This is a genomic window from Actinokineospora sp. (genome assembly GCF_052390155.1).
Classification (GTDB): domain Bacteria; phylum Actinomycetota; class Actinomycetes; order Mycobacteriales; family Pseudonocardiaceae; genus Actinokineospora.
Genome location: NZ_JBQTHF010000060.1, coordinates 94,625 through 121,332, shown reverse-complemented (window position 1 = coordinate 121,332; position 26,708 = coordinate 94,625). Strand labels below are relative to the sequence as shown.

Sequence of the window (26,708 nt, the reverse complement as noted above, 5' to 3'; positions counted from 1 at the left end):
CTCAGTATGTCCCATCGGTCCGACAAGTTCAGGAATCGGTTGGATGGTAGGACGTTTGCCGGACCGATGGTTAGCGGCGGCAGGCGCGGGGTCTCCCAGGGCGCAGGGTCAGTGAGCGCTCCAGCGGGTAGTTGGCGAGGCGTCCCACTGCATGGGCGTGCGCGCGTTGTCCCGGCCCATCGCCCGCAGCCCCGCCGGCGCGGCGTCGCCCGCCACCGCGTAGTGGTTGGGCGATTCGATGTCGCGGAAGTCGGCGATCGTCTCGAAGGGAGCGTTGGTCACGCCCAACTCCGCACCCTGGTAGTCACCACGACGTTCTGAAGCGGTCAAGAGCCGGCGTTCCCAGTCAGGGGCGGGGGCGCCAGGGGCTCTTGGTGTCGCACGGCCGGGTCGGGTCGTGGAACTTGGGGGTGTCGGGTTCATCGACGCGCAAGGCGACCAGGTTGTCGGTGATGGCCTGCATGATCCGCGAGTGCGCCCGCATCGCGTCGCCCGGTGTCGACGGTGACAGGTCCGACAGGTCCACCCGCGGGCCGAAGTGCACCCGGAACACCGGCCGGTTCCGCACCGCGCGGAAGAACGACGTCACCAGCGGCAGGACATCCCGCCAGCCCGACACCGTCTCCGTGCCCCAGTACACCGCCTCGTGCGCCCCCCACTGGCTGATCGTCACCACCGGCACCGACCCGCCGAGCGCCATCCGGGCCACGCCGGTCTTGCCGCGTTCGGGCCACAGTCCGGGCTCCCGGCTGACCCGGCCCTCCGGGTACACCAGCAGCGGTACGCGCGCGGTCCCCAAGGCGGCGATGGCCCGGTCGAACGCCTCGACGACGTTCGCCTTGCCGCGGTCGACGCGCAGGTGGCCGCTCCTGCGCAGGAAGTAGCCGATGACCGGCGCGTCGAGCAGGCCCGCGGTGAGCATGAACCGGGGCAGGAAGCCGACCCGGTGGCAGGCCGACATCAGCACGAACGGGTCGAACATGCCGACGTGGTTGGCCGCGACCAGCACCGGGCGCCCGCGCAGGTCCGCCGGGAACGACCCGGTGACCTCGATCCGGCCGACCCCGCCGACCAGGGCGCGATCGATGGCACACATCACTCGCCACACCAGTGGGGTGTCCGCGGCGGTCCCCTTTCGGCGTGTCGGCTCGTCAGCGTCGCCGCGCAGCGCAACCATGGGCGAGAGCATGGCATGCCCCAGGCCCGCGGGGCCGACCAGGTCGGCGACCCCCGCGTGGCCCGACGGGCGGGAGGGCAGGGCCGACTACCGTGTGGACTATGGCGAGCCGGACAACCTCCAACAGCTCAGGCAAGGGCCGCAAACCCGCCGCGCGCACCCCGGTGAAGCGGCCGCCCGCCAAGGGCAAGCCCGCCGCCAAGGGCAAGGGCGTGCTGGCCTCGGGCTGGGGACTGATCGCCAAGGGCGCCGGGTCGGTGGCCCGCACGATCGGGCGCACCAAGGAACTCGACCCGGCCCACCGCCGCGACGGGCTCGGCTTCGCGCTGGTCGCGTTGGGGGTGGTGCTCGGCGCCGCGGTCTGGTGGCGCGCGGCCGGACCGGTCGGCGGGTGGCTGGAGTACGGCGTCCGCACCGTCATGGGCGCGCTCACCGTCGCGCTGCCGCTGCTGCTGCTGGTCGTCGGGGTCGCGCTGATGCGGTCGGACTCGCAGCCGGAGAAGCGGCCGCGGCTGGTGGTCGGCGCGCTGCTGATGCTGCTCGCGCTGCTCGGCATCCTGCACGTGTTCAGCGACCTGCCCACCGACAACGACGGCCGGATGTACGCGGGCGGCGCGCTCGGCTACGTCTCCGGCGGCCTGCTCGCCAAGGGTGTCACGGCCTGGGTGGCGCTGCCGGTGCTGGTCCTGGTGCTGGGCTTCGGTGTCCTCGTGTTCACCGGCACCCGCATCCGCGAGATCCCGACCCGGCTGCGTGAGCTGGGCATGGACTCCGACGACGCCGAGGTCCCCGCGGACGAGGTCCCCGCCGAGGAGCCGGTGAAGCCGCGCAGGTCGCCCCGGCGCAGGCAGGGCACGCTCGCCGACGCCGAACAGCCCGAGCTGCCACTGGACGAGCCCGCGCCCGCCAAGCCGCCGCGCACCCGGCCCGAGAACGTCAAGGAACACCCGCCCGCCGAGGCCAAGAAGCCCAAGGACGCCATCTCGGTCACCCGGGTGGTCGACGGCGACTACAAGCTGCCCGACCCGTCGATCCTGGTCGACGGCGACGTGCCGAAGGCGCGCAGCAAGGCCAACGACCTCATGATCGAGGCGATCACCGGGGTGCTCGACCAGTTCGCGATCGACGCGCAGGTCACCGGCTTCACCCGCGGCCCGACCGTGACCCGCTACGAGGTCGAACTCGGCCCCGGCGTCAAGGTCGAGAAGATCACCGCGCTGACCAAGAACATCTCCTACGCGGTGGCCACCGACAACGTGCGCCTGCTCGCGCCGATTCCCGGCAAGTCCGCGGTCGGCATCGAGGTGCCCAACAGCGACCGCGAGATGGTTCGCCTCGGCGACGTGCTGCGGTCCTCGACCGCGCTGCGCGACACCCATCCCATGGTGGTCGGCCTCGGCAAGGACATCGAGGGCCACATGATCACCGCGAACCTGGCGAAGATGCCGCACCTGCTCTGCGCGGGCTCCACCGGGTCCGGCAAGTCCAGCTTCGTCAACTCGATGCTGGTGTCGCTGCTCGCCCGCGCGACGCCGGACGAGGTGCGGATGATCCTGATCGACCCGAAGATGGTGGAGCTGACGCCGTACGAGGGCATCCCGCACCTGATCACGCCGATCATCACCCAGCCGAAGAAGGCCGCGGCGGCGCTGACCTGGCTGGTCGAGGAGATGGAGCAGCGCTACCAGGACATGCAGGCCAACCGGGTCCGGCACATCGACGACTTCAACAAGAAGGTGCGCTCGGGCGAGATCACCGCGCCGCCGGGCAGCGAGCGCGAATACCGCCCGTACCCCTACATCCTGGCGATCGTGGACGAACTGGCCGACCTGATGATGACCGCGCCGCGCGACGTCGAGGACGCGATCGTGCGGATCACGCAGAAGGCGCGCGCCGCGGGCATCCACCTGGTGCTGGCGACCCAGCGCCCGTCGGTGGACGTGGTCACCGGGCTGATCAAGACCAACGTGCCGTCCCGGCTGGCGTTCGCCACGTCGTCGCTGGTCGACTCGCGGGTCATCCTGGACCAGCCGGGCGCCGAGAAGCTCATCGGCATGGGCGACGGGCTCTACCTGCCGATGGGCGCGTCGAAGCCGGTGCGGGTGCAGGGCGCCTACGTCAGCGACGAGGAGATCGCCGCGGTCGTCGCGTTCACCAAGGAGCAGGCGCAGCCCGACTACACCGACGGGGTCACCGCGGCCAAGGCGACCGAGAAGAAGGAGGTCGACGCCGACATCGGCGACGACCTGGAGCTGTTGGTGCAGGCCACCGAGCTGATCGTGACCTCGCAGTTCGGCTCGACCTCGATGCTGCAGCGCAAGCTGCGGGTCGGTTTCGCCAAGGCGGGGCGGCTCATGGACCTGCTGGAGACCCGCGGCGTCGTCGGGCCGTCCGAGGGCTCCAAGGCCCGCGAGGTGCTGATCAAGCCCGACGAGCTGGAGAACGTCATCTGGACCATGCGCGGCGGTGTCGGCGCCGACGACGGCGAGGACGAGGACTGACTGTCCGCATTGTCCACATCGGACAGCCGCGAGAGGCGTACCCGAAGATCGGGTACGCCCCTCGGCGTCAGCGGCTCAGGACCGGTTCAGGAGCCGCCGCCGAAGGTGCGGACGGCCGCGTAGTAGACGTCCGCGAAGCGGTTGCACACCCAGTTGCCGGAGCAGATGGTGTACATGTCGGACTTGAACCGGTTGTCGATCGACAGCCGGGTCGTCTCGTTGAACCTGCCCTGCCGCTTGTAGTTGCGGTAGCCGAAGTCGTGCCGGTAGCAGGCTTTCACCAGGTTGAAGCCGAACGGGTTGTCCGGGGAGTTGGAGCAGCCGTCGGAGGACCAGTCGAGCTGGTTCGCGTACGGGCGCTGCGCGCGGGTCGACTGGAAGGTGTTCAGGCTCTGGCTGAACAGGTAGCTGTCGGTGGTCGACCGAAGCTGGCTGGGACTCAGGTCCGCCGAGGCGGAGCCCGCTCCCGCGATCAGGGCACCGGCGACGGCGAACGTCGCGACGGCACCGCGCGCGGCACGACGCAGGGTTGACGTGGCCACGAATCACTCCCTTGGGACGTTGGGACTCGGGCGACCCCACCAAGCATGAGATCGGTCCGTCATTTACGCACCCCAGGGCCCCGGTTGGACACCACCGTTCGGACTACTTCGGACGAACGATCGGTGATCACCGCGCGAAAACGCGGCGGCGCTTGGGTTTGCGGCCACCCGCGAGTACTGCCGCGACCCTTACCCGGTCGGTTGTCAACCCCAGCAGCCCCAGTAATTCCCGGTCCGCCGCGCCGCCGAGCAGGAATCCCGCGAGCCCGCGCTCGGCGACCCGCAGCGCCAGCGTCTGCGCCGCCGCACCGGCCTCGATCAGACCGAACCGGCCCGCCCGCTCGCCGTACTTGGCGAACTGCTCGGCGTCGGCCAGCGCCAGTACCACCAGCAGGTGCGGTGCCGCGCTGTCCGGTGTCGCGCCGACCAGCGGGGCGAGGTCGGTCCACTTCGGACACTCGGCGATGTCCTGCAGGGCATGGCGGTCCGCGTCGTAGCGGGTGATCCGCCCGCTCAGCGCGTGGTCGACGTCGAGCAGCAGCGGGTAGCCGCGCACCGCGTTCAGCCCGCCCGCGGAAGGATACGCGCGCCCGCCGGACCGCGTGCCCGCGAGCGCGCCGAGGACGGCGCCGAGGTCGCGAGCGGACAGCGGCCCGGCGGCGAAGTCGCGGTCGCTGCGTCTGCGGGCGAACAGCCGCTGCAACCGGTCGTCCGGCCGGTGCAGGGCGTGTGGGGCGCCGGGCAGCACGAACGGGTCGGCGGTGCGCGGCGGGGCGCGGTGCTCGCCGAGCCGGTCGGCGAAGGCGCGCTGTGTCAACGAGGTGAGCGTGCTCGCGGTCCAGAACCGCTCGAACGAATCGGCCATCGGCTCAGCCGAGGGGATGCGGGAAAGGGGAGGGGAACGGTGTGCGGGCGGGCAGGTCCGGGTAGCGCCACGACAGTTCGGCCGCGCGCCCGCCGAGGTGCGGCCAGCGGTGGTCGGCGTGCAGCGGAGTGAGGTCGGGGGACAGGGCGCGCACCGCGTGCAGGCCGACCGCGCTCAACTCGGGGGTGGTCAGATCCTTGTACGCCAAGCGGATTCCGGCTCCGTCGAGGGCGGTGGCGAACGCGCCGAGCCCGGGGTCGCCCGCGTCGGCGGGTGGGCGCGCGGTGCTTCCGGTCCACAGTGGAAGGTCGGCCCACGAGTCCAGCGCGCGGGCGTAGTGCACGGCGTGGCGGTCGAAGTCGGTCACCTGGTCCGGGCGGAACCGCGTGGTGTCCCCGCTCGTCAGCCACACGCCGACGAACACCGTGCCCTGGCACCACTCGACCCACGCCTTGGCCACCGCCTCCCGCCACGTCGCGCGGCAGGCGAGGCCCAGGGTGGGCCGCAATTCCCCTTGCACGGGAAGGGTTCCCGCGACCGCCGCGACCGGGTGCGGGCTGTAGGCCGGGGTGAGGTCGAACGCGGTGATGTCGCCGCCGAGCGCGCGCACGGGGTCGAGGAGCCGGTCGGGCAGCGGCACCCGCGCGGGGGCGAGGCCGTGCAGCCACACCGTCGCGAACGCGTCCCGCTCCACGATCTCCTGCACGGCCCGCAGCAGCGCCGACACGGGCGAGGGCCCCGCGGCCAGACCCGACGAGGTGGCGGGCAGCCCGAACCGGCCGTCGAGCGACACCAGCCCGGCGGGCACCTGGACCGGTTGGTTGTGCGGGAGGGTCCAAGCGTTGGTGTACAAGGGTTTCGGGTAGCCGGTGAACGGGAATCCCGGCCGCGCCCGCTGCTGTGCCGAGTGCAGGGTGAACTCGTCGACGGACCAGCGGGGTCCCTCGGTGGCGGCCTCCATCGGGCACCGCGTGGCCGCGTGCCGCTCCAGGGCCTCCGCGAGCGCGGCCAGCCGCGCCTGCTCCGCGTCGAACCCGGCGCCGCCGGAGGTGCTGCCGGTGTCTGCCGGATCGGTGATCGCCGCCCAGCCCGGAATGTCCACATCGGACAGTGTGTGCGGCGTCCGCTGCAACCGGGACACCACGCCCTGGCGCCACCCGACCGCCCGGTCGAGCAGCACCGCGGACGGCGGCGGCCTCATCGGCGGTACGCCCGGACCGCGATGACAGCGCCGATGAGGGCCGCCACCGGGCCGATCACCACGTAGCTGCCGTAGAGCAGGACCAGGTAGATGCCCGCGAAGAACTCCAGTCCGAACGCGACAATGCCCAGCGCGAGCCTGCCCGCGTTCGCGGCCGGGTTCGCCGCGCCCGCCCAGCGGCCGATCGCATAGACCCCGCCCAGCGCCGCGAGCGCGAACCCACCGATCGCGACCGGCCACAGATCGGCGGCGAAGCCGCCCGCGAAGACCGTCACCACGATCGCGGACATGAGCAGGAACCACACGACCACCGTCAGCGCGGGCGCGCTGACGCGGTTGCGTTCCTGTTGTGGGGTACCGGGTCCGGCCGCGGCCAGGTCCCGCCGGAGGCCGCCGTGCAGGACGATCGGGGTGGTGACCGCGGTGGCCAGGCAGCAGCAACAGCAACAGCAGCACGTCGGTGTGGCGGCGGTGGCGTCGGCCGCGCCCGGGCTGAACGGATCGGGCAGTCGGTAGGCGGTCGTTTTCACGGCATGGCCTCGGTTTCCCATGGCAGGGTGATCCGGCCCGGTGCCGGTCGGGCGCAGGTCGCGCAGTCCGCCGACGGCAGGACGTCCTCGGCGGTGGCGGTGAGCGAGCGCAGGTCGTGCGCGACGGTGCGCTGGAGCAGGGCCAGCGACCCGGTGCCCAACTCGCGCACCGCGTGCGCCGCCAGCGCGATCGGCAACCGCGGATCCACCGCCGCCCCCGGCGCGCCGGGCGGCTCCGGGTCGCCCCAGCGCTGACCCGCCCGGCGGGCCAGGCATTCCAGGCACGCGGTCGCACCGGGCACCACGAGCGGCCCGAGGGTCGCGGTGTGGTGGTAGGCGAGGTCGAGCAGCAGGTGGATGCGTCCACTGTGGACCAACGCCGCGCTCAGCGCGATCAACTCGGACAGCCTGCCCGTGGTACGCACCACCAACAACACCTCCGGCACCCCGACTTGGGCTGACGTCGGCGCGAACGCGGCGGCCAGTTCGGCCGCCAGCGCGACCGAGGTCTCACCCACCACCAGCGTGCCGATCCGCAGCGCGCGCGGTACCCCCGGCCGGGGGAGCGCGGCAGGCCGCAGCGCGCCGAGCGACTGGAGTTGGGGCAGCAGGGCCCGCGCCGACGGTTCCAGCGTCCCCGGGTCCACCTCCCGGCCGTCGAACAGCGCGGCCACTTCCTCCGCGTCGGCGCGGGACACGTCCGGCACCAGGAAGACCAGGTCGGCGCCCGCGAACACCACCAGCCCCTCGGCACGCGCCTGGGCTCGCCACGCGGGGTCGGCGACCAAGGCGTGTCCTGGCGCGGTCATGGCGAGTCTTCCGCCAGGTAGTGGTCGATGATGTCGTCGGTGGCCTCGGTGGCGGGCGCGGTGTCGAACCGCTCGGCCAGGACCGGGACCGCGCGGCTCGCCCACGCCGGTTCGGCGCCATCGGTGGGGAGCAGATCGTGCTTGCGGGCAAAGGACTCCGCGGCGTCCCGAATGGACTCGCGGAGGGCGCCCGCGACCACCCCCTGCGCGGTCTCGGTCAGCTCGACCAGCAGCGCGCGCACCCGGTCGAGCTGCTCGCCGCTGGTGGCGTGGGTGGACAGGGTGGGCCACAGGCGCCGCTCGAAGACGGCGACGAAGTCGGCCGCGATCCGGTCGGTCGCGGCGCGCAGCCGGTCGAACGCGTCGAGCACCTCGGCGGGCGGGACGGTCAGCCCGGCGAGTCGGGTGCCGCTGTCGAGTGCCCACCTGCGGGTGTACGGGCGGCCGCGCTCCCAGCGCACCAGCCCCATCCGGCTCGCCCGGCGCAGCAGCCGCGGGCGCAGGTCTCGCGCGGAGACCAGCGCCCGCAGCTCCCGCGACCCGACCGGGACCCAGTCGTCCGGCCCGCCGGACCCGGTCAGTCCGAGCACGTCGCCGACGCGGGCCCCCAGGTCTCGCGCGGCGATCAGCTCGGTGATCGCGGGCAGCGAGAAACCGCGCTGCTGCAACCGGTGCACCAGGCCGAGACGCTCCACATGGGACGCGTCGTAGCGGGCCGTGCGGCCCTCCCGGCGCGGCGGGTGCAGCAACCCCTTGGTCTGGTACATGCGGATGGTGCTGGTCGGTAGCCCGGCCTCGGCGGCGAGCTGTTCGACGGTCAGCGCGGCATCTCGTCCCACCCCCGCATCCTGTCGCACGCGGACTAGACGAGTCAAGACTATTCGAGTGATTACTCGAATAGTCAGAGTTTGAGTAGCATCCGGGTGTTGCCGAGGGTGTTGGGCTTGGCGTAGGGCAGGTCCAGGAACTCCGCGACGCCCTCGTCCATCGAGCGGCGCATCTCCTCGTAGACCTCCGGGCTGACCGGCGTGCCGTCGATCTCGACGAAGCCGTGCCGCGCGAAGAACTCCGTCTCGAAGGTGAGCACGAAGATCCGCGCCAGACCCAGCTCGCGCGCCACGTCGATCAGCCGGTCGGCCAGCGCGTGCCCGACCCCCGCGCCGACCGCGCTGGGCAGCACCGCGATGGTGCGGATCTCGGCGATGTCCTCCCACAGCACGTGCAGCGCGCCGCAGCCGACCAGGACGCCGTCCAACTCGGCCACCCAGAACTCCTGGACGTCCTCGTAGAGAGTGACCATCTCCTTGGCCAGCAACACCTTGCCGACGTAGGTGTCGATCACCGCCTTCATGGCGCGCACGTCGGAGGTCCTGGCTCGGCGCACCACCGGTCTCGGCTTCACGCCGTCGAACCTATCCGCCCGCGTGCGCGCGGTTCGCCCCGGAGGTGACTCGGTACGCTATCCGGTCAACGGTGGAGGTGCGTTCGCGGTGGTCAAGCCGGTGGAGGACAAGGACTACATCCAGTCGCTGGAGCGCGGGCTGTCGGTGATCCTCGCGTTCTCCGACCACCACCCGAAGCTGACGCTCGGCCAGGTCGCCGAGCTGACCGGGCTGAGCAGGCCGACCGTGCGGCGCATCGTGCTCACCCTGGAACGCCTCGGCTACCTGCGGGTCGACGGGCGGCAGTTCGCGCTCACGCCGCACGTCCTGGCGCTGGGGCACGCTTACCTCTCGTCGCTGAACCTGACCGAGGTGGCGCGGCCGTACCTGGAGGAGGTCACCCGGGCCACCGGGCAGACCTGTTCGCTGGCCACGCTGGCAGGCGCGGACGCGGTGCTCATCGCCCGGGTGCCCGACCGGCCGGTCCTGCGGATGACGCCGACCACCGGCACCAGGCTGCCCGCCTACGCGACGTCGACGGGCCGGGTCCTGCTGGCCGACCTGCGCGACGCCGAGATCGACGGCTTCCTCGCCACCGCGTCGATGCCGCCGCTGACCGCGCACACCATCACCGACCCCGAGCGGCTGCGCGCGGTGTTGACACTGGTGCGGGATCAGGGTTGGGCGTTCGAGGACCAGGAGTTCGAGGAGGGAGTGCGGTCGCTCTCCGCGCCGATCCACGAGTCCGAGGGCCGAGTGGTCGCGGCCCTGTCGATGTCCGTGCCCGCGCGGGCGGTGTCGCTGGAGACCATCCACGCCGACTACCTGCCGGTCGTGGTCACGGCGGCGCGCGAGATCAGCGACCGCCTCGGCGCGGGCCACCGGAGCTGACGTGCCGCTGCCGGAACGGTTGCGGGCCGCGCTCGGCCCGCCGGACCGCGTCGAACGGTTGCCCAGCAGCCCCGGCTCCGCGGTGTGGCGGGTCGACCTGGGCGGCACCGCGGCAGTCGTCAAACACCTCCTGGGCGCCGACGCCGACGCCCGCTTCCACCGCGAGGTGACGGCGCTGACCCTGGCCGCCGACGTCCGGCCCGCGCTGGTGCCACAGGTCTTGGGTTCCGACGCCGAGTCGAGGGTCGTGGTGCTCGAACACCTCGCGGGCGCCGCCGGTTTCCCGGACCCGGTCGCGTACGCCGAAAGGCTGGCTCGGCTGCACGCCGTGTCCGCCGACCTACCTGCCGCGCGGTCGGCTTCGGCGGCGGATGTGGCGGCGTTTCTGCGGCTGTGCGCCGGGGTGGGGCTGCCCTCGTCGGCGAAGGCCGAGGCGGAACTGCTCGACCTGGTTGCCCGGCTGTCCACCGGTTCGCGGCGCTCGCTGCTGCACGGCGACCCGTGTCCCGGCAACGTCCTGTCGGTCGCGGGCCGGGTCTGGTTCCTCGACTTCGAGCAGGCCGGGTCGGGCGACGGGCTCGCCGAACTGGCCTACCTGCGGATGGGATTCCCCACCTGCGGGCTGGCCACCGTGCTGCCCGACCCCGTGATCACCGAAGCCGAGGCGGCCTACCACCGGGCCGCGCCAGGCAGCCCGGGATCTCTCACCGACCACTGGGTGTCCTGGCTCCTGCGGGGCGACGCGTTGGTCCAGCGCATCGAACGCCGCGCCCGCGACCAGTTCGCCCGCCTCCTGGTCGAGGACTGGAGTTGGGGTCCGACCACGGCCCGGCAGCGCTTCACCCACCGCCTCGGCGTCGTCGCCGGGCAGGCGCGGGACACCTCGATCCAGGACACACTGCCGCACGCGGGCCGCCTGTTCACCGCCCTGCACGACCGCGTCGTGACCCGCTGGTGACGGTGCCAGATCGGCGGTATCGCGGGCCGCGGCCGCGGACTTACGCTGCTCGATCGTGACCAGTACCGAGCAGGGAAGAAAGAAGTACGACCGGATCGCCGACCGGTACGAGGACATCTTCCGCTACGTCGCCGACGTCGGGCGGCAGTTGGTGGACTACGCCGATCCCCGGCCGGGGGCCAGGACGCTCGACATCGGCGCGGGCCGCGGGGCGGTCGCCCGGGTCGCGCACGCGCGGGGGTGTGTGGTCACCGCCACCGACGCGTCGGCGGGCATGGTCGAGCGGTTGGGCGCGGACTTCCCCGAGATCACCGCCCGCCAGATGGACGCGGGCAGCCTCGGCTTCGCCGACGCCTCGTTCGAACTGGTCACCGCGGGTTTCGTGGTCCAGGTGCTGGACGACCCGGGGCTGGCGATCGCCGAGTGTCGCCGCGTCCTGGCGCCCGCCGGGGTGGTCGCGCTGTCCCTGGAGCGGCCGTTCGTCGGGCGGATGGGGTGGCTGCACGACCTGAACGCCGAGTTCTTCGGCACCCCGCCCGAGCAGGCCGATGGCGCGGGACCGCTGACCGCCCAGCGGCTCGACGGCCTGCTGGCCGCGGCCGGATTCGCCGACGTCACCCGGACCTCGATCGACATCTCGGTGCCGATGGCCGACCCGGACGCGCTCTGGAACTGGCTGGCCATGCAGGGCCTGCCGGACATCCTCAGCGCGCTGCCTGGCGACCGCGCCGCCGAGTTCCGCGACCGGTTCCTCGTCGGTGCCGAGCACATGCACGCCCATGGCGGCATCGCCGTCGGCTTCGGCGCCACACTGCACCGTGCGCACGTGCCGGGCTGACCCGGCCGGTCGTGCGCCAGGTCGCGGCGTAGCGCTCGACGGCGCCGGGCAGAATCGTCCCGCCTGCCGAGTTCCGACGACGGTGGAAACCGGCACCAAGATCCGCACCGCGGCCCCGCGTTCCATGGCGGCCAGACGAGGAGAACCATGCGTGAGGCAGTGATCTGCGAGCCGATTCGCACCCCGGTCGGCCGGTTCGGCGGCGTCTTCAAGGACGTCCCGGCGACCGAGCTGGCGGCGACGGTGATCCGGGAACTGCTCCGCCGCACCGGGATCGAGCCCGCGTCCATTGAGGACGTGCTGTTCGGCCAGTGCTACGCCAGCGGCGAGGCCCCCGCGATCGGCCGGGTCGCCGCGCTCGACGCCGGGCTGCCCGTCGAGGTGCCCGGCACGCAGATCGACCGGCGGTGCGGTTCCGGCCTGCAGGCCGTGGTCGACGCCGCCATGCGCGTGCAGACCGGCGTCAACGACCTGGTTCTCGCGGGCGGCGCGGAGAGCATGAGCCAGGTCGAGTTCTACTCGGCCGCGATGCGCTGGGGCGTCAAGGGTTCCGGCGTCGAGTTGCACGACCGGCTGGCCCGCGCCAGGGTCACCGCGGGCGGGGTCAACCACCCGGTCGAGGGCGGCATGCTGGAGACCGCGGAAAACCTGCGCCGGGAATACGCCATCCCGCGCGCGGAGCAGGACGAGCTGTCCGTCCGGTCGCACCAGCGCGCGGTGGCCGCGATCGAGGCGGGCCGCTTCGCCGACGAGATCGTGCCCGTCCCCGTCCCCGGCAAGCGCGGCGACACCGTGGTCGACCGCGACGAACACCCCCGACCCGACGCGACCCTGGAGACGCTGGCAGGCCTGCGGCCGATCATGGGCAGGCAGGACCCGGACGCCACCGTCACCGCGGGCAACGCCAGCGGCCAGAACGACGGCGCCGCCGGGTGCCTGGTGACCACGCCGGAGTTGGCCGCCGACCTCGGCCTGCGCCCGCTCGCCCGGCTGGTGACGTGGGCGAGTGCCGGGGTGCCGCCGCGCACCATGGGCATCGGCCCGATCCCGGCGACCGCGAAAGCCTTGTCCCGCGCGGGTCTCACACTGTCCGATATGGACTTGATCGAGCTGAACGAGGCGTTCGCCGCGCAGGTGCTGGCGTGCACCCGCGAGTGGAAGTTCACCGACGCAGACTGGGACCGCACGAACGTCAACGGCTCGGGCATCTCGCTGGGCCACCCGGTCGGCGCGACCGGCGTGCGCATCCTGTCGACCCTGCTGCGGGAGATGGACCGGCGCGGGTCCCGCTACGGGCTGGAGACGATGTGCATCGGCGGCGGCCAGGGCATGGCGGCGGTGTTCGAGCGGGTCTGAGCCACAGCCGCGTAGTGGACATCCGACGGCGTCCCGGGTGAGGCTGGCACGGTGACCAGCAAGCTCACGACTCTCAGTGCCGCCGTCGCCGCGCACGTCCGCGACGGGGACGCCGTCGCCATGGAGGGGTTCACCCACCTGATCCCGTTCGCCGCCGCGCACGAGGTGATCCGGCAGGGCCGCCGCGACCTCACGCTGATTCGGATGACCCCGGACCTGGTCTACGACCAGCTCATCGGCGCGGGCTGCGCGGCCAAGCTCGTCTTCTCCTGGGGCGGCAACCCCGGCGTCGGCTCGCTGCACCGCTTCCGCGACGCGGTCGAGCACGCCTGGCCGCGTCCGCTGGAGATCGAGGAGCACAGCCACGCTGGCATGGCCAACCGCTACGTCGCGGGGGCGTCGAACCTGCCGTTCGCGGTGCTGCGCGGCTACGTCGGCACCGACCTGCCCGAGGTGACGGCGACCATCGCAACGGTGCGCTGTCCGTTCACCGGCGAGGAACTGGCGGCCGTCCCCGCGCTACGCCCCGACGTCACGATCATCCACGCGCAACAGGCCGACCGGGCGGGCAACGTCGCGCTGTGGGGGATCGTGGGCATCCAGAAGGAGGCCGTGCTCGCCGCGCGCCGCGCCATCGTGACCGTCGAGGAGATCGTGGACACCTTCGAGCCGCACCACGGCCAGGTGGTCATCCCCGCCGCGGCCGTCAGCGCCGTCGCGGTCGCCCCGAACGGCGCGCATCCGTCCTACGCGCACGGCTATTACGGGCGGGACAACGCTTTCTACCGCGAGTGGGACACGATCAGCCGCGACCGGGAGACGTTCACCGCGTGGATCGCCGAGCACATCCGATGAGCGCCGACGAGATCATGACGGTGACCGCCGCGCGCAGGCTCCGCGACGGGGCGGTCTGCTTCGTCGGCATCGGCCTGCCCAGCGCGGCGGCCAACCTCGCCCGCGCCACGCACGCGCCGAACTGTGTGCTGGTCTACGAATCCGGCACCATCGGCACCCGACCCGACGTGCTCCCACTGTCCATCGGGGACGGTGAACTGGCCGAGACCGCCGACGCGCTGGTGTCCGTGCCGGAGGTGTTCAATTACTGGCTGCAGGCGGGTCGGATCGACGTCGGTTTCCTCGGCGCGGCGCAGATCGACCGCTACGGCAACATCAACACCACGGTCGTCGGCGACTACGCGGCGCCCAAGGTCCGGCTGCCCGGCGCCGGGGGAGCGCCCGAGATCGCGGCGTCGGCGCGCGAGGTGGTCGTCGTGCTGCGCCAGTCGCCGCGCGCCTTCGTCGAGAAGCTGTCGTTCGTCACCTCGGTCGGCCACCACCGGGGCGGCGACTCGCGCGCGTCGCTCGGCTACCCCGGGGCCGGGCCGAGCGTGATCATCACCGACCTCGGCGTGCTCCGGCCCGACCCGGTGACCCGCGAGTTCGTCCTGGTCGCCGCGCACCCCGGCGTCACCGCCGAGCGGGCGCGGGCGGCCACCGGGTGGGACCTGCGCGTCGCCGACGACCTGACCGAGACCGACCCGCCCACCGACGCCGAACTGGCCGCCCTGCGCGCCCTGCGCGAGCGGACCCGCCAGGCGCACGGGTAGGTGCGCCCGCCTACGCGGGAACGCCGCCCTGACCCGAGTCGAACTCCGCGAGCAGGGTGCGCGGCGCGCACAGCCGCCACGACTCGGTCAGCACGTCGACGAGGCGGTCGGCGTCGAGCGCGGCCATCCGCACCTGCACGAGCGGGTACCCGTCGTAGTGCGGGGTGGTGAAGTACAGCCCCGGCTCGGCCTCGATCAGCGCGACCTTCTCCGCCTCCGCCGCGCAGTGCACCACGACGCTCTCGCCGTCCTCGTGCATCCGCGCGAACCACTTGGCGCGCACCCGGAAGCTCGGCGTGCCGTAGGAGGGCTTCTCGGTTGTCGCGGGCAAAGAGAGCGCGACCCGGCGCACGTCGTCTTCATCAACACCGTCTTCACCAACACTGTCCTCATCCATCACGGCACCCATCATCGTCCCACCGGGCCGAGGTGGCACCATGTCCCTCGGCGGCCGTGGCACTGACCAACCCCAGCGTCCCGGCCGCCGTCCGGTCACGGGCGGCGCCGCCCGGCGGTTACGCTGTGACTCGTGCCCCCTCCGTCCACGTCACGCCGTGTCGCCATGCTCACCCTCGGCTGCGCCCGCAACGAAGTCGACTCCGAGGAACTGGCGGGCAGGCTGTCCGGCGGTGGCTGGGAACTGGTCGATCTGGACGAGCAGACCCCCGACGTGATCGTGGTCAACACCTGCGGCTTCGTCGAGTCGGCCAAGAAGGACTCGGTCGACACGCTGATCGCCGCCGCCGACACCGGCGCGAAGGTGGTCGCGGTCGGCTGCATGGCCGAGCGCTACGGCGCCGAACTGGCCGACAACCTGCCCGAGGCGAGCGCCGTGCTCGGCTTCGACCACTACCCGGACCTCGCCGAGCGGCTCGGCGAGGTCGTCGCGGGCCACGCCATCGCCGCCCACGTGCCGGTCGACCGGCGCACGCTGCTGCCGATCACCCCGGTCGAGCGCCAGGACGCCGCGCACGACGTCGCGGTGCCCGGGCACGCGTGGGGTCCGCGCGTGCTGCGCAAGCGGCTCGAAGACGGCCCCGTGGCCGCGCTCAAGATCGCCTCCGGCTGCGACCGGCGCTGCTCGTTCTGCGCCATCCCGTCCTTCCGTGGCTCCTTCGTCTCCCGGCTGCCCGACGAGATCGTCGCCGAGGCCGCGTGGCTCGCCGAGCAGGGCGCGCGCGAGTTGGTGCTGGTCAGCGAGAACTCCACCTCCTACGGCAAGGATCTCGGCCGCGCGCACGCGGGCCAGGGCGCCCTGGAGGCCGTGCTGACCCGGCTGGCGGTCGTCCCCGGCATCGACCGGGTGCGCGTGTCCTACCTGCAGCCCGCCGAGACCCGCCCCAACCTGGTGCGCGCCATCGCCACCACCCCGGGTGTCGCGCCGTACTTCGACATGTCCTTCCAGCACGCCAGCGAGACCGTGCTGCGCCGGATGCGCCGCTTCGGCAACACCGAGTCCTTCCTGGGCCTGGTCGAGCAGATCCGCGCGCTGGCGCCCGAGGCGGGCATCCGCAGCAACGTCATCGTCGGCTTCCCCGGCGAGACCGAGGACGACGTGGCCGAGTTGGCCAAGTTCCTCACCGGCGCCCGGCTCGACGCGGTCGGCGTGTTCGGCTACTCCGACGAGGACGGCACCGAGGCCGAGGGCCTCGCCGACAAGCTCGACGAGGACACCATCGCGGCCCGCGTCGCCCAGATCTCCGCGCTTGTCGAGGAGCTGACAGCGCAGCGCGCCGAGGACCGGATCGGCAGCGAGGTCGTCGTGCTGATCGAGCGCGTCGAGTCCGACGAGGAGGACTGCGCGGGGCGCGCCGCCCACCAGGCGCCCGAGGTCGACGGCGAGTGTGTGGTGCTCGCTGGGGACAAGTTCGAGGTCGGCGACCTGGTGCGGGCCCGCGTGATCGACTCCGAGGGCGTCGACCTGATCGTGACGCCGATCGAGGTCGTGCCGCGCGTGGTACCGGGGTCGCCGTGAGCACGGCGGCGACCGGCGGTTCCGTCGGCGGCGACGGATTCGCCAAGCCCGCCGCCGAGTCGCCCGTGCTGCCCGAGCCGACCCAGGTGCCGGTGCTCAACGTGGCGAATCTGCTCACGATGTCCCGGCTGGCCCTGGTGCCCGTCTTCCTGCTTGCCTTGTTCGCCGAGGGCGGATTCGACCGCACCTGGCGGCTCATCGCGTTCGTGGTCTTCGCCGTGGCCTCGATCACCGACCACATCGACGGCAGGCTGGCCCGCAAGCACGGCCTGATCACCGACTTCGGCAAGATCGCCGACCCGATCGCGGACAAGGCGCTCACCGGCTCGGCCCTGGTCGGCCTGAGCGTGCTCGGCACGCTGCCGTGGTGGGTGACCATCGTCATCGCCGTGCGCGAGGTCGGCGTGACGCTGCTGCGGTTCTGGGTGATCCGGCACGGCGTCATCCCGGCCAGCCGCGGCGGCAAGCTCAAGACGCTGGCGCAGGTGTTCGCGATCGGGCTGTTCCTGCTCCCGCTGCCGCCCATCCTGTTGTCGCTGGCCTGGCTGGCGATGGGGGTGGCCATCGCGCTGACCGTGGTCACCGGGATCGACTACGTGATCCGCGCCGTGCGGCTGCGTGCCCGCGGCAAGCGGGCGATCCAGTGACCCAGCTGCTGCTGGCCCCCGGCATCGCGGCTGAACCGGTAGCCGCGCTGGTCAGCGCCCTGCGCGAGCGCGGCGAGACGGTCGCCACGGCCGAGTCGCTGACCGCGGGCCTGCTCACCGCGGTGCTCACCAGCGTGCCGGGCTCCAGCGCCGTCGTGCGCGGCGGGGTGGTGGTCTACGGCACGGACCTCAAGACGACTTTGGCGGGCGTCGATCCCGCTCTGCTCGCCGAGCACGGCGCCGTGCACCCCCGGGTGGCCGTGGAGTTGGCCAGGGGCGCGCGGACGCGGTGCGGCGCCACGATCGGTATCGGGCTCACCGGCGTCGCGGGCCCCGATCCGCAGGACGGCGTGCCCGCGGGCACCGTGCACGTCGCGCTCGACAGCGGCCGGGGCACCCGCGAGTGTCCGTTGGCCGTGCGCGGGACCCGTGCGGACGTGCGCGCGGCGGCTGTCCGAGCCGCTATGGAGCTGCTCGCGGCCGATCTCGCTACACTCATCGAGTGATGTTGGTGTCACCCTCCGTACCTGATCGGATCACGGTCGGCGCGGGGTGCGGGCTGTCTAGCTGGGAACATTCCCCGCCGGTCAGTCGTTCGCTCTTGGCGGACTACCGGCCAAGTCGGTGCGCCATGTCAGTGTCTCTCGGTAACGTTGTCAGTGCGCGGGTCAAGGAGCCGCGCTCGGACTGTGTCCGTCGTAGGAAGGGAGGTGCGCGATGACCGTGCTGTTGCGCGAGGCGATCGGTGACCGACTCCGACATGCCCGCACCAACCAGCAGCGCACGCTGCGGGAGGTCTCCCGCTCCGCGCGGGTCAGCCTCGGCTACCTCTCGGAGGTCGAACGCGGCCGCAAGGAGGCGTCCAGCGAGCTGCTGGCGGCGATCTGCGACGCGCTTGCGCTGCCGCTGTCCGAGTTGCTGCACCACGTCGCCAGCGACATCGGCGCGCTGACCTCGGTCGAGCACGGCCTGCCCGAGCGGGTGCCGCCGGGCGATCGGGCGGACGCCGTCGACTCGTCGCCCAGCCCCCGCGCGTCCGTCGAGGGCGGCAGGCTGGTGCCCGCCGTGATCGGCGAGAACCTGGCCGACCTGCGCATCCAGCCCGCGCTCTCCCACCGGATCGACACCGCCCTTGGCGGCGCCCGGGCCGGTGCCGTGGTGGCCGCCTGAACGCACGGACTCCGGCGTCCCACCGCACGACTTCACCGAGTCGGGCGGCGTTTCGGCGCGGTCGCCCGCGCCGCCCGATGAGCGGCGCCGACTCCCGGACCGGGGTTCCGGTCCGGGATCAACCCGGAGACCGGTCCGGTTTCTCAGGGTCGGCCTCCCGGTGATCCCTGAATTCTCGTGGGTCCGGTGGAATGGACTGGGCGCACCTGACACGATGGAACCCACAACGGTGCCGGGGCGTTGCCGTTTCGTCGGTGTGCGTGGCAGCGGAGAGTCCGAGTGAACCGGCAGTACGAAGAAGGCAGGCGGAGGAGATGGCCAACCCGTTCGTGAAGTTCTGGAAGTACCTGATGGCGTCGTTCTCGTCGAAGATCGACGAGCACGCCGACCCCAAGGTGCAGATCCAGCAGGCCATCGAGGAGGCGCAGCGCCAGCACCAGGCCCTCTCGCAGCAGGCCGCGGCTGTGATCGGCAACCAGCGCCAGTTGGAGATGAAGCTCAACCGCCAGCTCGGCGAGGTCGAGAAGCTGCAGTCCTCCGCGCGTCAGGCGCTCGTGCTGTCCGATGAGGCGCGCAGCAAGGGTGACGAACAGAAGGCCGTCCAGTTCGAGAACGCCGCGGTGTCCTTCTCCACCCAGCTCGTCACCGCCGAGCAGGGCATCGAGGACCTCAAGACGCTGCACGACCAGGCGCTGCAGGCCGCGGGTTCGGCCAAGCAGGCCGTCGAGCGCAACGCGATGAACCTGCAGAACAAGCTCGCCGAGCGCACCAAGCTGCTCAGCCAGCTTGAGCAGGCCAAGATGCAGGAGCAGGTCTCCAAGTCGCTCAACCAGATGAGCGAGCTGGCCGCGCCCGGCAACACGCCCTCGCTCGAAGAGGTCAGGGACAAGATCGAGAAGCGGTACTCCACCGCCCTCGGGTCCGCCGAACTCGCGCAGAACTCCGTGCAGGGCCGGATGCTGGAAGTCCAGGCGTCCACCACCGACATGGCGGGCCAGTCGCGGCTGGAGCAGATCCGCGCGTCCATGGCGGGCGGCTCGGTCGCGGGCCAGGTCACCAGCGGCGCGGCGACCCCGGCGCCCGCCCCCGGCAACATCCAGGCCGAGATCCAGCAGCGGGTGGCGCAGGAGCAGAAGGCCAACCCGCAGCCCGGGTCCTGACCGGCGCACCCGATGGGGCCGCGGAGAAACGAGCTGCTCAGGCTCGGTGAGCTGGTCGGACAGCACCTGCGCGGCCCCTACGCCGACCAGGTCCGCGGCAAGCTCGCCGAGTGGTGCGACCCGCGGGCCAAGGCCCTGCGGCAGCGGCGCAGAGCGGTGCGCAGGACCAGGCTGTGGACCGCCGCCGGTGTCACCACCGGCGGCGGTGCCGTAGTGCTGGAGACGGCCTCGACCGACTTCGGCGCGGGTGTCACGGGGCTCGTCGTCGCGGCAGGCGTCGCGGGCGTCATGACCGTAGTCACCGGGGTGCGCGCCTGGCGCCTGCACCGCGTCCCGCTGCCCGCTGCCGCGCACGTCCCCGCCGCGCTGCCCGCGCGCGGGTCGGCGGCCCGTGAGCCGATGGCCCGGCTCGCTCAGGCCGAGGACACCCTGCGCGAACTGCTCGCCCAGCTCGGCCGCGGTGCCCTGGTGCCGTCCGACTCGATCGAGCATTCCCGCCGAACCGGCGCCGACGCGGCGGGCGCCCTGCGCGAGGTCGCCGCGCAGCTCGGTGCGGTGGAACGGGCCCGCGACCACGCGCCCGCCGCCGACCGCGGCCACCTCGCCGACGGAGTGCGCCGATTACGCGGCCAACTCGATGAGGGCGTCGAGGGCTATTGCGGGCTGGTGGCGGCCGCTGGCCGCGTGCTCGCGGCGAGTTCGCCCGCGGGCCCCCGCCACGACCTGGTGGACGCGACGGACCACCTCGCCGGCCTGGCACTGGCCCTGCGCGACCTTCGCTGACCCAGCCGACACCGGAGAGACGCATTGACCATCCAGGCGCTCAACCGCGGAGAGAAGCAGCTCATTGCCCGGCTGGCCGCGGCGGGTCTGATGGAGTCGGAGGCCACCCTCGCAGTGATCATGACAACCCGTGGCTACGCCCGCCCAAAAGGTGACCTGCTGCAGATCCTGGCCCAGTTCCCGGTCCTCGACTCGGATTCGGTCCTGCAGGTCGCCCTGCATCGGCTGTTGGACCGGGGATGGCTGCTCTCCACCGCGTAGGACGGCGCGGACCCGCTGGTGCACCAAGACCCTGAACTCCGGGGGCTGATAGCACAATTGCTCGGCGATCCGACTGTCGCCGACACACTGCGCAGCATCCGATCTCACACAGAACCGCTTGTCGAGGTGGTTGGGCCAATGAACGACGCGTACGTGTACCAGTCGTTCATCGGGATTCTGCGAGCCGCCCAGGCAACGATATTCCTGCCAATGCTGGCCACCCCGCCCTATGCCGACGTGATCGACGCGCTCATCGACCGAGCGAAGGCGGGAGTCCGAATACGGATCTTGCTGGCCGCGCCGGGGCTCGTAGAGACAGTGCGTGGTGCGCATATGGCCCAACTCGCTGACGAGCGAATCCGGGAGTGGGCACGCCAACTCGACGCTTTCGACAATGTGGGGATTCGGCTATACCACCGACCGTCGACCATGCGCTACTCGTCTTGGCTGTTGGTGGACGGCGTAAAATGCCGGATCGACATCTACGACCCTCGACACCAGCGAAGTCTCGAAGGTGTCATGATCGAGACCGTGTCGCCGCCGGGACTCGATCTGAATCTGGTCTCACTCGTGACCGACGGCCTGGAACAGGCATGGGCGAGCGCGTTGCCGCTCGGCTACGGGAAGCGTTTGCTCAAGCGCGCTAGGTTTCACTGGCCTGCGGTCTCCGGTGCGGTCACCCTGACGGTCGCGCTGCTGCTCGGGTCTGCCCCAGGAGCGCAGACGTACATGTTCGGCGTCAGCTCCAGCCTCGTCGCAACGGCGATCATCCGATACCGGCACAATGTCGCGGCTGGGCTGAGGTCATTGGCCAGCAGGATCGGGGAGGACGATCGGTGAAACTCCTGGCTGTCCGGCACGGCGTGACGTCGTGGAATGCGCAACAGCGGTGGCAGGGAGCGACTGACATCCCGCTCGCGGACGAGGGTTTCGGCCAGGCGCTGGCGGCAGCAGGTCGGCTGGTCACGATGGGCTGGCGTGGGCATCGAGTGTTCTGTTCCGCGCTGTCCCGATCTCTGGCCACGGCTGCCACCATCTGTGCCGAGCTTCGGCTTGACCCACCAAAGATCGTTCCGCAACTCGGCGAGCGGGAACTGGGTGACTGGGAGGGACGGTCCATCGCGGAGATCGACCTTTCTCATCCCGGACTGGTCGCGGCCTGGACTAGCGGGGCGATTGCCGGGCCGCCCGGCGGCGAAACCGACTTGACCGTGGCTAACCGGTTCCGGCAGGCGTGTGAAGTTATCCACACCGTCTGCGCCAGGGAAATGAGTCCGATCCTGGTCGTCACCCATGCGGGCGTCCTACATGCCGTGGACAAGGTCAACGGCTATGAGTACTCGAAGTACGGCGCGCTTTCCGGGCGCTGGTTCGCGCTGAAATCAACATCGCGCTGCGTGGATATCGCGCTGGATGGGAGTGCTGGTCGGCATGCAACCTGCGGTGCAACTTCTGCTATCGGTCGTTACGCAACCCGGTGAACACGCCTGCCGCAATCGACCTGATAGGGGCAGTCGCTTATGCCGGTGCCGCTCGGCTGATCTTTGCTGGTGGCGATCCCAGCCTGCGCCGCGACCTCGAACATCTTTGCAGGCGGGCCGTCGAACTCGGCTTGATCTGTGAGATTCAGACAAACAGCCAGACGCTCACCCCAGCCCTGATCGCGGGTTGCGGACTATCGCGGCCTGCCGGTCACCGTGCACTCCGTCGCGAGCCGGAGGAACGTGCAGGAGCTTTCTGGTATCCGCACCCACATCCAGGCGTTTCGCTGCGTGGATACCTGGAATGTGCTGGAATTCTCCCCCAGCGGAGCGGGCTACCGGACACGTCAGGAGCACGAACTGCCCGTCGCCGAATGGGAGTTGGTAGCGGAACTACTCCAGGCCGCGGCGACGGTCCGGCCGCGGCTGGCGCCGCTGGGTGTGCGCCAGAAGAAGGCGCTGTACGCGATGGTGTCCGCCGACGGGTATGCCTATCGAGCGGCCGAATCGCCGAGCACGCCTATCGCTGACGAAGGCCGCATCGGGTCGATCCTCGGCATGCACCTGTCCGACATCGCGGCTGGGTGGCACATCGATCCGATCAGGCACCAACAGCGATACGCGGGACCAACCTGACCGCCGTGGCCCTGGGTACGTCAGGCCGGCAACGCTCACTTGTTGGCTGTTCCCGAGAAACTGACTACCGCCACCTTGTCGTGGCGCCCTCGCCCGACGATCTCCGTTGACAGCGTGTGTCGGTTGTCACGTGCGCCACTTCCCGCCCAGTAGCATCACGGTTGTGTCGAGCCCGCGTCCCCCCGGCGACCATCCGATTCCCCGGAGAGGACCCGGCATGCACGCCGTCATCTCAGCTCCCCACCTGCGTCGGTCCGTCGCCGATCGCCTGGCCGACCTGCCCGCGTACGAGGACCGCTACTGGGCGATCGCGGCCGGGACGGGCGTCGACCGCGCATGGGCCCGGCGGCTGCTCGACGTGGCCGTGTCGTGGATCGGGGCGGGCCGCGCGGACGTGGTCGACCCGTACGCGCTCGCGCTGTCCTGGCTGCCGCGCTGACGTCCGCGGCCGAACCGGTATTGCGTCACCTGGAGTAACCGGATTCGGCCGCCCCGCGCGAGAATAGGGCGTGCATTAGGGCATCAGTGTGAATGTCACGGTGTCGTATCGACCCGTTGACTACCTGCTGTGGCACGATGCAGCCCGAGCAGTCGGGACCTGGCGAGGTGGAGGGCGGCGTTGACGATGTGGTCCGTGCACGGAGACGGTCGCCGTGTCCGTGACGGCGAGGTCGTCGCCCCGAACGAACGGCTGAACTGGCCGCTCACCGTGGGCCTGGGCCTGCAGCACGTCGCCGCGATGTTCGGCGCGACGGTGCTCGTGCCCACGCTCACCGGCTTCCCGGCGACCACCACCCTGCTGTTCTCCGGGGTGGGCACCCTGCTCTTCCTGCTGATCACCCGCAACCGGGTGCCCAGCTACCTCGGCTCGTCGTTCGCGTTCATCGGCCCGCTGATGGCCGCGCGCGAGGAGGGCATGGCCGCCCAACTCGGCGGCGTGCTCACCGCCGGACTGCTCCTGATGGGCGTCGGCGTCGCGGTCAAGGCGCTCGGCGTGCGGCTGCTCGACTCCGTCATGCCGCCCGTGGTGACCGGCGCGGTCGTCGTGCTCATCGGACTCAACCTCGCGCCCGTGGCCACCGGGTCCTTCGCCAAGCAGCCCCTGATCGGGGCGCTCACCCTCGGCGTCATCCTGGTGTGCGCGGTGGTCTCGCGCGGGCTGCTGTCCCGGATCTCGATCCTCGCCGGCGTACTCGCCGGGTGGGTGGCCGCCGCCCTGACCGGCGGACTCGCCTCCGAAAGGGTCGACGCGCTCGGTGCGGCGGGGTGGTTCGGTCTGCCCGAGTTCCAGGGTCCGCTGCTGCGGCCCTCGGTGATCCTGCTGGTCATCCCGGTGGTGATCGTGCTCGTCGCGGAGAACGTCGGGCACGTCAAGGCGGTCGCCGCGGTCACCGGTCGCAACCTCGACGGCAGCGTCGGCGACGCCCTGATCGCCGACGGTCTCGCCACCACCCTCGCGGGCGCGGGCGGCGGCTCGGGCACCACGACCTACGCGGAGAACATCGGCGTCATGGCCGCGACCCGGGTCTACTCCACCGCCACCTACGCCGTCGCCGCGCTCGCCGCCGTGCTGCTGTCGCTGAGCCCGAAGTTCGGCGCGCTGGTCAACACCGTTCCCGACGGTGTTCTCGGCGGCGCCACGCTCGTGCTCTACGGCATGATCGGCCTGCTCGGCGTGCGGATCTGGATGACCAACAAGGTCGACTTCGCCGACCCGGTCAACCTGCTCGTCGTCGGCGCCGCGATCGTCGCGGGCATCGGCAACCTCGAACTGACCATCGGCGGCACCACGGTCGGCGGCATCGCCTGGGGCTCGATGTTCGTCGTCGTCGCGTACCCGCTGCTGCGCTGGCTGCGCCACCGCGGCGAGAAAGAGGAGCTCAGCGCCCGGCGACCGCGCGGTTGATCCGGCGCACCAGCGGCGGCCCACCGAAGACGAACCCGGTGTAGAGCTGCACCAGGCTCGCGCCAGCGTCGAGCATCCGCAGCGCGCCCTCGGCGTCGAAGATCCCGCCGACGCCGATCACCGGCAGCGCCCCGCTCGTCTGCCTGCCGACGAACGCCACCACCTCGCGCGCCCGCTCGGCCAGCGGCCGCCCGCTCAGCCCGCCCGCCTCCGCGCCCGTGGGCACATCGGCGGCGGCGAGACCATCGCGGGCAAGCGTTGTGTTGGTGGCGATGAGCCCGTCGACGTCGTGGTCGGCGCACACCTGCAGCACCTCGGCTATGGCGTGGTCGGTGAGGTCAGGGGCGATCTTCACCAGCAGTGGGCGACGCCCGAGCGCGTCGGACTCCCGGCGCAGCTCGCCGACCAGGGTGTCGAGCGCGCCGCGGTCCTGTAGGCCGCGCAGCCCCGGGGTGTTGGGGGAGCTGACGTTGACCGCGAAGTAGTCGCCGTAGGGGTGCAGCGCGCGCAGCGAGTGCCGGTAGTCCTCGACGGCGACCTCGACCGGGGTCGCCTTGGACTTGCCGATGCTGATGCCCAGCGGCACCCCGATCGGCCCGAGCGCCCGCAGCCGCGCGGCCAGGGCGTCGGCGCCCGCGTTGTTGAAGCCCATCCGGTTGACGATGGCCTCGCTGTCGCGCAGCCGGAACAGCCGGGGCGCCGGGTTGCCCGGCTGGGCGTGCCGGGTCACCGTGCCGACCTCCACGAACCCGAAGCCGAGCGCGGGCCACGCCCGCAGCGCGCTCCCGTCCTTGTCCATGCCCGCGGCGAGGCCCACGACGCCGGGGAAGCGGACGCCGAAGACGGTGTGCTCGTCGGTGGTGCCGAAGTAGCGGCGCAGCAGCGACACCGCGGGCCGGACCCGGCCGAGCCGGGTCAGCGCGGCCATGGTGCGCTCGTGGGCGATCTCGGGGTCGCCGCCGCCGAGGGAGAACAGGGCGCGCCGGACGAGCTGCTGGTAGACCACGCCGACATCGTGCCATCCGGGTCGTTCGACCATGATGGACGGCGTGAGCCCAGACGACCTGTACGCGCTGCCCCGGGAGGACTTCATCCCCGCGCGGCGCGAGCTGGCCCGACAGGCGCGGGCCGCGGGCGACAAGGACGCGGCGGCCGCCATCGAGAAGCTGGCCAAGCCGACCACGGCGGCCTGGCTGGTCAACCGGCTCGCCCGCGACCAGCCCGACGCCGTCGACGACCTGACCGCCCTGGGCGACGACCTGCGGGAGGCGCACGGCGCCGGTGCCGGGCCGCGGCTGCGCGAACTCACCCAGCGGCGCACCGAAGTGCTCCGTGACCTGGTGCGCCGCGCCGGCCAGGGCGAGCCGCTGAGCGAGGCCGTCACGCGGGAGCTGGAGGAGATGTTCACCGCCGCGATCACCGACGAGTCGGCGGGGGAGATCCTGCGGGCCGGTCGGGTGGCGACTGTGCGTGACCTGACGGCGTCCGGGTGGCCGGGCCTGCCGGTGTCGCCCGCCGCGCCGCGCACCCGGGAACCCGCGCCGCGCAAACCCGTCGACGCCCGCTCCCGCCGCGACGCCGAGCGCAGGGCGCTGGCGGAGGCGAAGGCGGCGGTGAAGGCCGCGGCGTCCGAGCGCACCGAGGCCGATCGCGCGTGTCAGCAGGCCGAGACCGCGATCGCCGTCGCCGAACGGCGGGTGCGCGAGCTGAACACCGAACTGGACAAGGCGGAGGTGGCGGAACTGGAAGCCCGCCGCGGTCTGCAGACCGCGCGGCGGGCCGCGAAGGAGGCGGAACGGGCCGCTGGACTGGCATGGCGGAAGTTGCAGCAGGTGGAGGGCCCGGCGGAGCCCTGAGACAGGGCACAGCCCCCGGGCCTGCTCCCATCCGACAAGGCGGCGGATGGGCCCGGGGCGGACTGGTTCCCGGGGGCCCGAGGGCTGGGTGACTGCCTGGTATTCACCGACCACACGCCCGCGCCTACGGCACCGGAGGTCCGGTGTCAGCCGTGTGCGGAGCCGGCAACCATCGG

At 71.9% G+C, this 26,708-nt stretch carries 31 protein-coding genes and 1 pseudogene; 21 read left to right on the top strand and 11 right to left on the bottom strand.

Going from position 1 to position 26,708, the window contains the following annotated elements; translation table 11 throughout:
* Positions 1 to 108 precede the first annotated feature (108 nt).
* Positions 109 to 423 carry an alpha-amylase family glycosyl hydrolase gene (locus ACT4N7_RS21405; RefSeq protein ID WP_444830582.1) on the bottom strand — a complete coding sequence of 105 codons (315 nt, stop codon included), beginning with the start codon at positions 421 to 423 and terminating at the stop codon, positions 109 to 111.
* Entirely contained in the window at positions 347 to 1,177 is an 831-nt protein-coding gene (locus ACT4N7_RS21400) for a lysophospholipid acyltransferase family protein (RefSeq protein ID WP_444830581.1), read from the bottom strand. Before ACT4N7_RS21400 ends, ACT4N7_RS21405 begins: the two co-directional genes overlap by 77 nt.
* A 101-nt stretch (positions 1,178 to 1,278) precedes the next feature.
* Between ACT4N7_RS21400 and ACT4N7_RS21395 the strand changes: the two genes are divergently transcribed.
* Entirely contained in the window at positions 1,279 to 3,678 is a 2,400-nt protein-coding gene (locus ACT4N7_RS21395) for a DNA translocase FtsK (protein WP_444830580.1), read from the top strand.
* Positions 3,679 to 3,764: 86 nt separating this feature from the next.
* On the opposite strand, the gene ACT4N7_RS21390 is transcribed toward ACT4N7_RS21395, so the two are convergent.
* The 7 genes from ACT4N7_RS21390 to ACT4N7_RS21360 all read right to left on the bottom strand — a co-directional run bounded on the left by ACT4N7_RS21390 (position 3,765) and on the right by ACT4N7_RS21360 (position 9,027).
* Positions 3,765 to 4,220, bottom strand: coding sequence for a phospholipase (locus ACT4N7_RS21390; protein WP_444830579.1), 456 nt, complete (start codon positions 4,218 to 4,220; stop codon positions 3,765 to 3,767).
* 127 nt (positions 4,221 to 4,347) lie between these two features.
* A complete protein-coding gene (locus ACT4N7_RS21385; RefSeq protein WP_444830578.1) occupies positions 4,348 to 5,085 on the bottom strand; it encodes a nitroreductase family protein in 738 nt (245 codons plus the stop codon).
* A 4-nt stretch (positions 5,086 to 5,089) separates the two neighbouring features.
* Positions 5,090 to 6,286, bottom strand: coding sequence for a YcaO-like family protein (locus tag ACT4N7_RS21380; RefSeq protein ID WP_444830577.1), 1,197 nt, complete (start codon positions 6,284 to 6,286; stop codon positions 5,090 to 5,092).
* Positions 6,283 to 6,816 carry a hypothetical protein gene (locus tag ACT4N7_RS21375; protein ID WP_444830576.1) on the bottom strand — a complete coding sequence of 178 codons (534 nt, stop codon included), beginning with the start codon at positions 6,814 to 6,816 and terminating at the stop codon, positions 6,283 to 6,285. Before ACT4N7_RS21375 ends, ACT4N7_RS21380 begins: the two co-directional genes overlap by 4 nt.
* Positions 6,813 to 7,625, bottom strand: coding sequence for a hypothetical protein (locus tag ACT4N7_RS21370; protein WP_444830575.1), 813 nt, complete (start codon positions 7,623 to 7,625; stop codon positions 6,813 to 6,815). The genes ACT4N7_RS21375 and ACT4N7_RS21370 overlap by 4 nt, the downstream gene beginning before the upstream one ends.
* Positions 7,622 to 8,464 (bottom strand): MerR family transcriptional regulator, encoded by an 843-nt coding sequence (locus tag ACT4N7_RS21365; RefSeq protein WP_444830574.1) that lies wholly within the window; start codon positions 8,462 to 8,464, stop codon positions 7,622 to 7,624. The genes ACT4N7_RS21370 and ACT4N7_RS21365 overlap by 4 nt, the downstream gene beginning before the upstream one ends.
* Positions 8,465 to 8,526: 62 nt before the next feature.
* Complete coding sequence (locus ACT4N7_RS21360) at positions 8,527 to 9,027, bottom strand: amino-acid N-acetyltransferase (RefSeq protein ID WP_444830573.1); 501 nt, start codon at positions 9,025 to 9,027, stop codon at positions 8,527 to 8,529.
* An 88-nt stretch (positions 9,028 to 9,115) separates the two neighbouring features.
* On the opposite strand from ACT4N7_RS21360, the gene ACT4N7_RS21355 reads away from it, so the two are divergent.
* From ACT4N7_RS21355 to ACT4N7_RS21330, 6 genes are all read left to right on the top strand, one after another.
* Positions 9,116 to 9,898 (top strand): IclR family transcriptional regulator domain-containing protein, encoded by a 783-nt coding sequence (locus tag ACT4N7_RS21355; RefSeq protein ID WP_444830572.1) that lies wholly within the window; start codon positions 9,116 to 9,118, stop codon positions 9,896 to 9,898.
* Position 9,899: 1 nt separating this feature from the next.
* On the top strand, positions 9,900 to 10,856 hold the full coding sequence (locus ACT4N7_RS21350; protein ID WP_444830571.1) for a phosphotransferase: 957 nt from the start codon (positions 9,900 to 9,902) through the stop codon (positions 10,854 to 10,856).
* A 55-nt stretch (positions 10,857 to 10,911) separates the two neighbouring features.
* A complete protein-coding gene (locus ACT4N7_RS21345) occupies positions 10,912 to 11,694 on the top strand; it encodes a class I SAM-dependent methyltransferase (RefSeq protein WP_444830570.1) in 783 nt (260 codons plus the stop codon).
* 147 nt (positions 11,695 to 11,841) lie between these two features.
* Positions 11,842 to 13,050: an acetyl-CoA C-acetyltransferase gene (locus ACT4N7_RS21340; protein ID WP_444830569.1), complete on the top strand. Its 1,209-nt coding sequence runs from the start codon at positions 11,842 to 11,844 to the stop codon at positions 13,048 to 13,050.
* A 51-nt stretch (positions 13,051 to 13,101) separates the two neighbouring features.
* The gene (locus ACT4N7_RS21335) at positions 13,102 to 13,905 is read left to right on the top strand and encodes a CoA transferase subunit A (RefSeq protein WP_444830568.1); all 804 of its coding nucleotides are present in this window, start codon (positions 13,102 to 13,104) and stop codon (positions 13,903 to 13,905) included.
* A complete protein-coding gene (locus ACT4N7_RS21330) occupies positions 13,902 to 14,657 on the top strand; it encodes a CoA-transferase subunit beta (RefSeq protein ID WP_444830567.1) in 756 nt (251 codons plus the stop codon). Before ACT4N7_RS21335 ends, ACT4N7_RS21330 begins: the two co-directional genes overlap by 4 nt.
* Before the next feature lie 10 nt (positions 14,658 to 14,667).
* Here the strand turns inward: ACT4N7_RS21330 and ACT4N7_RS21325 are convergent, their stop codons facing one another.
* On the bottom strand, positions 14,668 to 15,054 hold the full coding sequence (locus ACT4N7_RS21325) for an MmcQ/YjbR family DNA-binding protein (protein ID WP_444830566.1): 387 nt from the start codon (positions 15,052 to 15,054) through the stop codon (positions 14,668 to 14,670).
* 165 nt (positions 15,055 to 15,219) lie between these two features.
* On the opposite strand from ACT4N7_RS21325, the gene rimO reads away from it, so the two are divergent.
* The 13 genes and pseudogenes from rimO to ACT4N7_RS21260 all read left to right on the top strand — a co-directional run bounded on the left by rimO (position 15,220) and on the right by ACT4N7_RS21260 (position 24,676).
* Complete coding sequence (gene rimO / locus ACT4N7_RS21320; protein WP_444830641.1) at positions 15,220 to 16,632, top strand: 30S ribosomal protein S12 methylthiotransferase RimO; 1,413 nt, start codon at positions 15,220 to 15,222, stop codon at positions 16,630 to 16,632.
* A gap of 68 nt (positions 16,633 to 16,700) precedes the next feature.
* Positions 16,701 to 17,279, top strand: coding sequence for a CDP-diacylglycerol--glycerol-3-phosphate 3-phosphatidyltransferase (pgsA, locus tag ACT4N7_RS21315; protein ID WP_444830640.1), 579 nt, complete (start codon positions 16,701 to 16,703; stop codon positions 17,277 to 17,279).
* Positions 17,276 to 17,785: a CinA family protein gene (locus ACT4N7_RS21310; protein WP_444830565.1), complete on the top strand. Its 510-nt coding sequence runs from the start codon at positions 17,276 to 17,278 to the stop codon at positions 17,783 to 17,785. The genes pgsA and ACT4N7_RS21310 overlap by 4 nt, the downstream gene beginning before the upstream one ends.
* Before the next feature lie 211 nt (positions 17,786 to 17,996).
* Positions 17,997 to 18,449, top strand: coding sequence for a helix-turn-helix domain-containing protein (locus ACT4N7_RS21305; protein ID WP_444830564.1), 453 nt, complete (start codon positions 17,997 to 17,999; stop codon positions 18,447 to 18,449).
* A 314-nt stretch (positions 18,450 to 18,763) separates the two neighbouring features.
* Positions 18,764 to 19,609 (top strand): PspA/IM30 family protein, encoded by an 846-nt coding sequence (locus ACT4N7_RS21300; protein WP_444830563.1) that lies wholly within the window; start codon positions 18,764 to 18,766, stop codon positions 19,607 to 19,609.
* A gap of 12 nt (positions 19,610 to 19,621) precedes the next feature.
* A complete protein-coding gene (pspM, locus tag ACT4N7_RS21295; RefSeq protein WP_444830562.1) occupies positions 19,622 to 20,392 on the top strand; it encodes a phage shock envelope stress response protein PspM in 771 nt (256 codons plus the stop codon).
* 24 nt (positions 20,393 to 20,416) lie between these two features.
* Positions 20,417 to 20,653, top strand: coding sequence for a hypothetical protein (locus ACT4N7_RS21290; protein ID WP_444830561.1), 237 nt, complete (start codon positions 20,417 to 20,419; stop codon positions 20,651 to 20,653).
* 138 nt (positions 20,654 to 20,791) lie between these two features.
* A complete protein-coding gene (locus tag ACT4N7_RS21285) occupies positions 20,792 to 21,493 on the top strand; it encodes a hypothetical protein (protein ID WP_444830560.1) in 702 nt (233 codons plus the stop codon).
* On the top strand, positions 21,490 to 22,134 hold the full coding sequence (locus ACT4N7_RS21280) for a histidine phosphatase family protein (RefSeq protein WP_444830559.1): 645 nt from the start codon (positions 21,490 to 21,492) through the stop codon (positions 22,132 to 22,134). The genes ACT4N7_RS21285 and ACT4N7_RS21280 overlap by 4 nt, the downstream gene beginning before the upstream one ends.
* Positions 22,131 to 22,256, top strand: a pseudogene (locus tag ACT4N7_RS21275) (hypothetical protein); the annotation flags it as partial. The gene ACT4N7_RS21280 and the pseudogene ACT4N7_RS21275, both read left to right, overlap by 4 nt.
* Before the next feature lie 121 nt (positions 22,257 to 22,377).
* Positions 22,378 to 22,770: a hypothetical protein gene (locus ACT4N7_RS21270; protein WP_444830644.1), complete on the top strand. Its 393-nt coding sequence runs from the start codon at positions 22,378 to 22,380 to the stop codon at positions 22,768 to 22,770.
* 217 nt (positions 22,771 to 22,987) lie between these two features.
* Positions 22,988 to 23,209, top strand: coding sequence for a hypothetical protein (locus tag ACT4N7_RS21265; protein ID WP_444830558.1), 222 nt, complete (start codon positions 22,988 to 22,990; stop codon positions 23,207 to 23,209).
* A gap of 180 nt (positions 23,210 to 23,389) precedes the next feature.
* Positions 23,390 to 24,676, top strand: a complete 1,287-nt coding sequence (locus tag ACT4N7_RS21260; RefSeq protein WP_444830557.1) for a uracil-xanthine permease family protein — start codon at positions 23,390 to 23,392, stop codon at positions 24,674 to 24,676.
* On the opposite strand, the gene ACT4N7_RS21255 is transcribed toward ACT4N7_RS21260, so the two are convergent.
* The gene (locus tag ACT4N7_RS21255) at positions 24,651 to 25,682 is read right to left on the bottom strand and encodes a quinone-dependent dihydroorotate dehydrogenase (protein WP_444830639.1); all 1,032 of its coding nucleotides are present in this window, start codon (positions 25,680 to 25,682) and stop codon (positions 24,651 to 24,653) included. The two genes, ACT4N7_RS21260 and ACT4N7_RS21255, sit on opposite strands and share 26 nt — an antisense overlap.
* A gap of 43 nt (positions 25,683 to 25,725) precedes the next feature.
* Here ACT4N7_RS21255 and ACT4N7_RS21250 point away from each other — a divergent pair, with 43 nt between their 5' ends.
* Positions 25,726 to 26,532, top strand: a complete 807-nt coding sequence (locus ACT4N7_RS21250; RefSeq protein WP_444830556.1) for a hypothetical protein — start codon at positions 25,726 to 25,728, stop codon at positions 26,530 to 26,532.
* The last annotated feature ends 176 nt before the right edge of the window (positions 26,533 to 26,708 follow it).

Bases quoted from the DNA above. Each gene is read 5' to 3' on its own strand.
- ACT4N7_RS21285 (WP_444830560.1), top strand. From the start codon at position 20,792: ATGAACGACGCGTACGTGTACCAGTCGTTCATCGGGATTCTGCGAGCC.
- ACT4N7_RS21400 (WP_444830581.1), bottom strand. From the start codon at position 1,177: ATGGTTGCGCTGCGCGGCGACGCTGACGAGCCGACACGCCGAAAGGGG.
- ACT4N7_RS21330 (WP_444830567.1), top strand. From the start codon at position 13,902: ATGAGCGCCGACGAGATCATGACGGTGACCGCCGCGCGCAGGCTCCGC.
- ACT4N7_RS21305 (WP_444830564.1), top strand. From the start codon at position 17,997: ATGACCGTGCTGTTGCGCGAGGCGATCGGTGACCGACTCCGACATGCC.
- ACT4N7_RS21340 (WP_444830569.1), top strand. From the start codon at position 11,842: ATGCGTGAGGCAGTGATCTGCGAGCCGATTCGCACCCCGGTCGGCCGG.
- pspM (WP_444830562.1), top strand. From the start codon at position 19,622: ATGGGGCCGCGGAGAAACGAGCTGCTCAGGCTCGGTGAGCTGGTCGGA.
- ACT4N7_RS21300 (WP_444830563.1), top strand. From the start codon at position 18,764: ATGGCCAACCCGTTCGTGAAGTTCTGGAAGTACCTGATGGCGTCGTTC.
- ACT4N7_RS21265 (WP_444830558.1), top strand. From the start codon at position 22,988: ATGCACGCCGTCATCTCAGCTCCCCACCTGCGTCGGTCCGTCGCCGAT.
- ACT4N7_RS21395 (WP_444830580.1), top strand. From the start codon at position 1,279: ATGGCGAGCCGGACAACCTCCAACAGCTCAGGCAAGGGCCGCAAACCC.
- ACT4N7_RS21370 (WP_444830575.1), bottom strand. From the start codon at position 7,625: ATGACCGCGCCAGGACACGCCTTGGTCGCCGACCCCGCGTGGCGAGCC.
- ACT4N7_RS21380 (WP_444830577.1), bottom strand. From the start codon at position 6,286: ATGAGGCCGCCGCCGTCCGCGGTGCTGCTCGACCGGGCGGTCGGGTGG.
- rimO (WP_444830641.1), top strand. From the start codon at position 15,220: ATGCTCACCCTCGGCTGCGCCCGCAACGAAGTCGACTCCGAGGAACTG.
- ACT4N7_RS21405 (WP_444830582.1), bottom strand. From the start codon at position 423: ATGAACCCGACACCCCCAAGTTCCACGACCCGACCCGGCCGTGCGACA.
- ACT4N7_RS21385 (WP_444830578.1), bottom strand. From the start codon at position 5,085: ATGGCCGATTCGTTCGAGCGGTTCTGGACCGCGAGCACGCTCACCTCG.
- ACT4N7_RS21325 (WP_444830566.1), bottom strand. From the start codon at position 15,054: ATGGATGAGGACAGTGTTGGTGAAGACGGTGTTGATGAAGACGACGTG.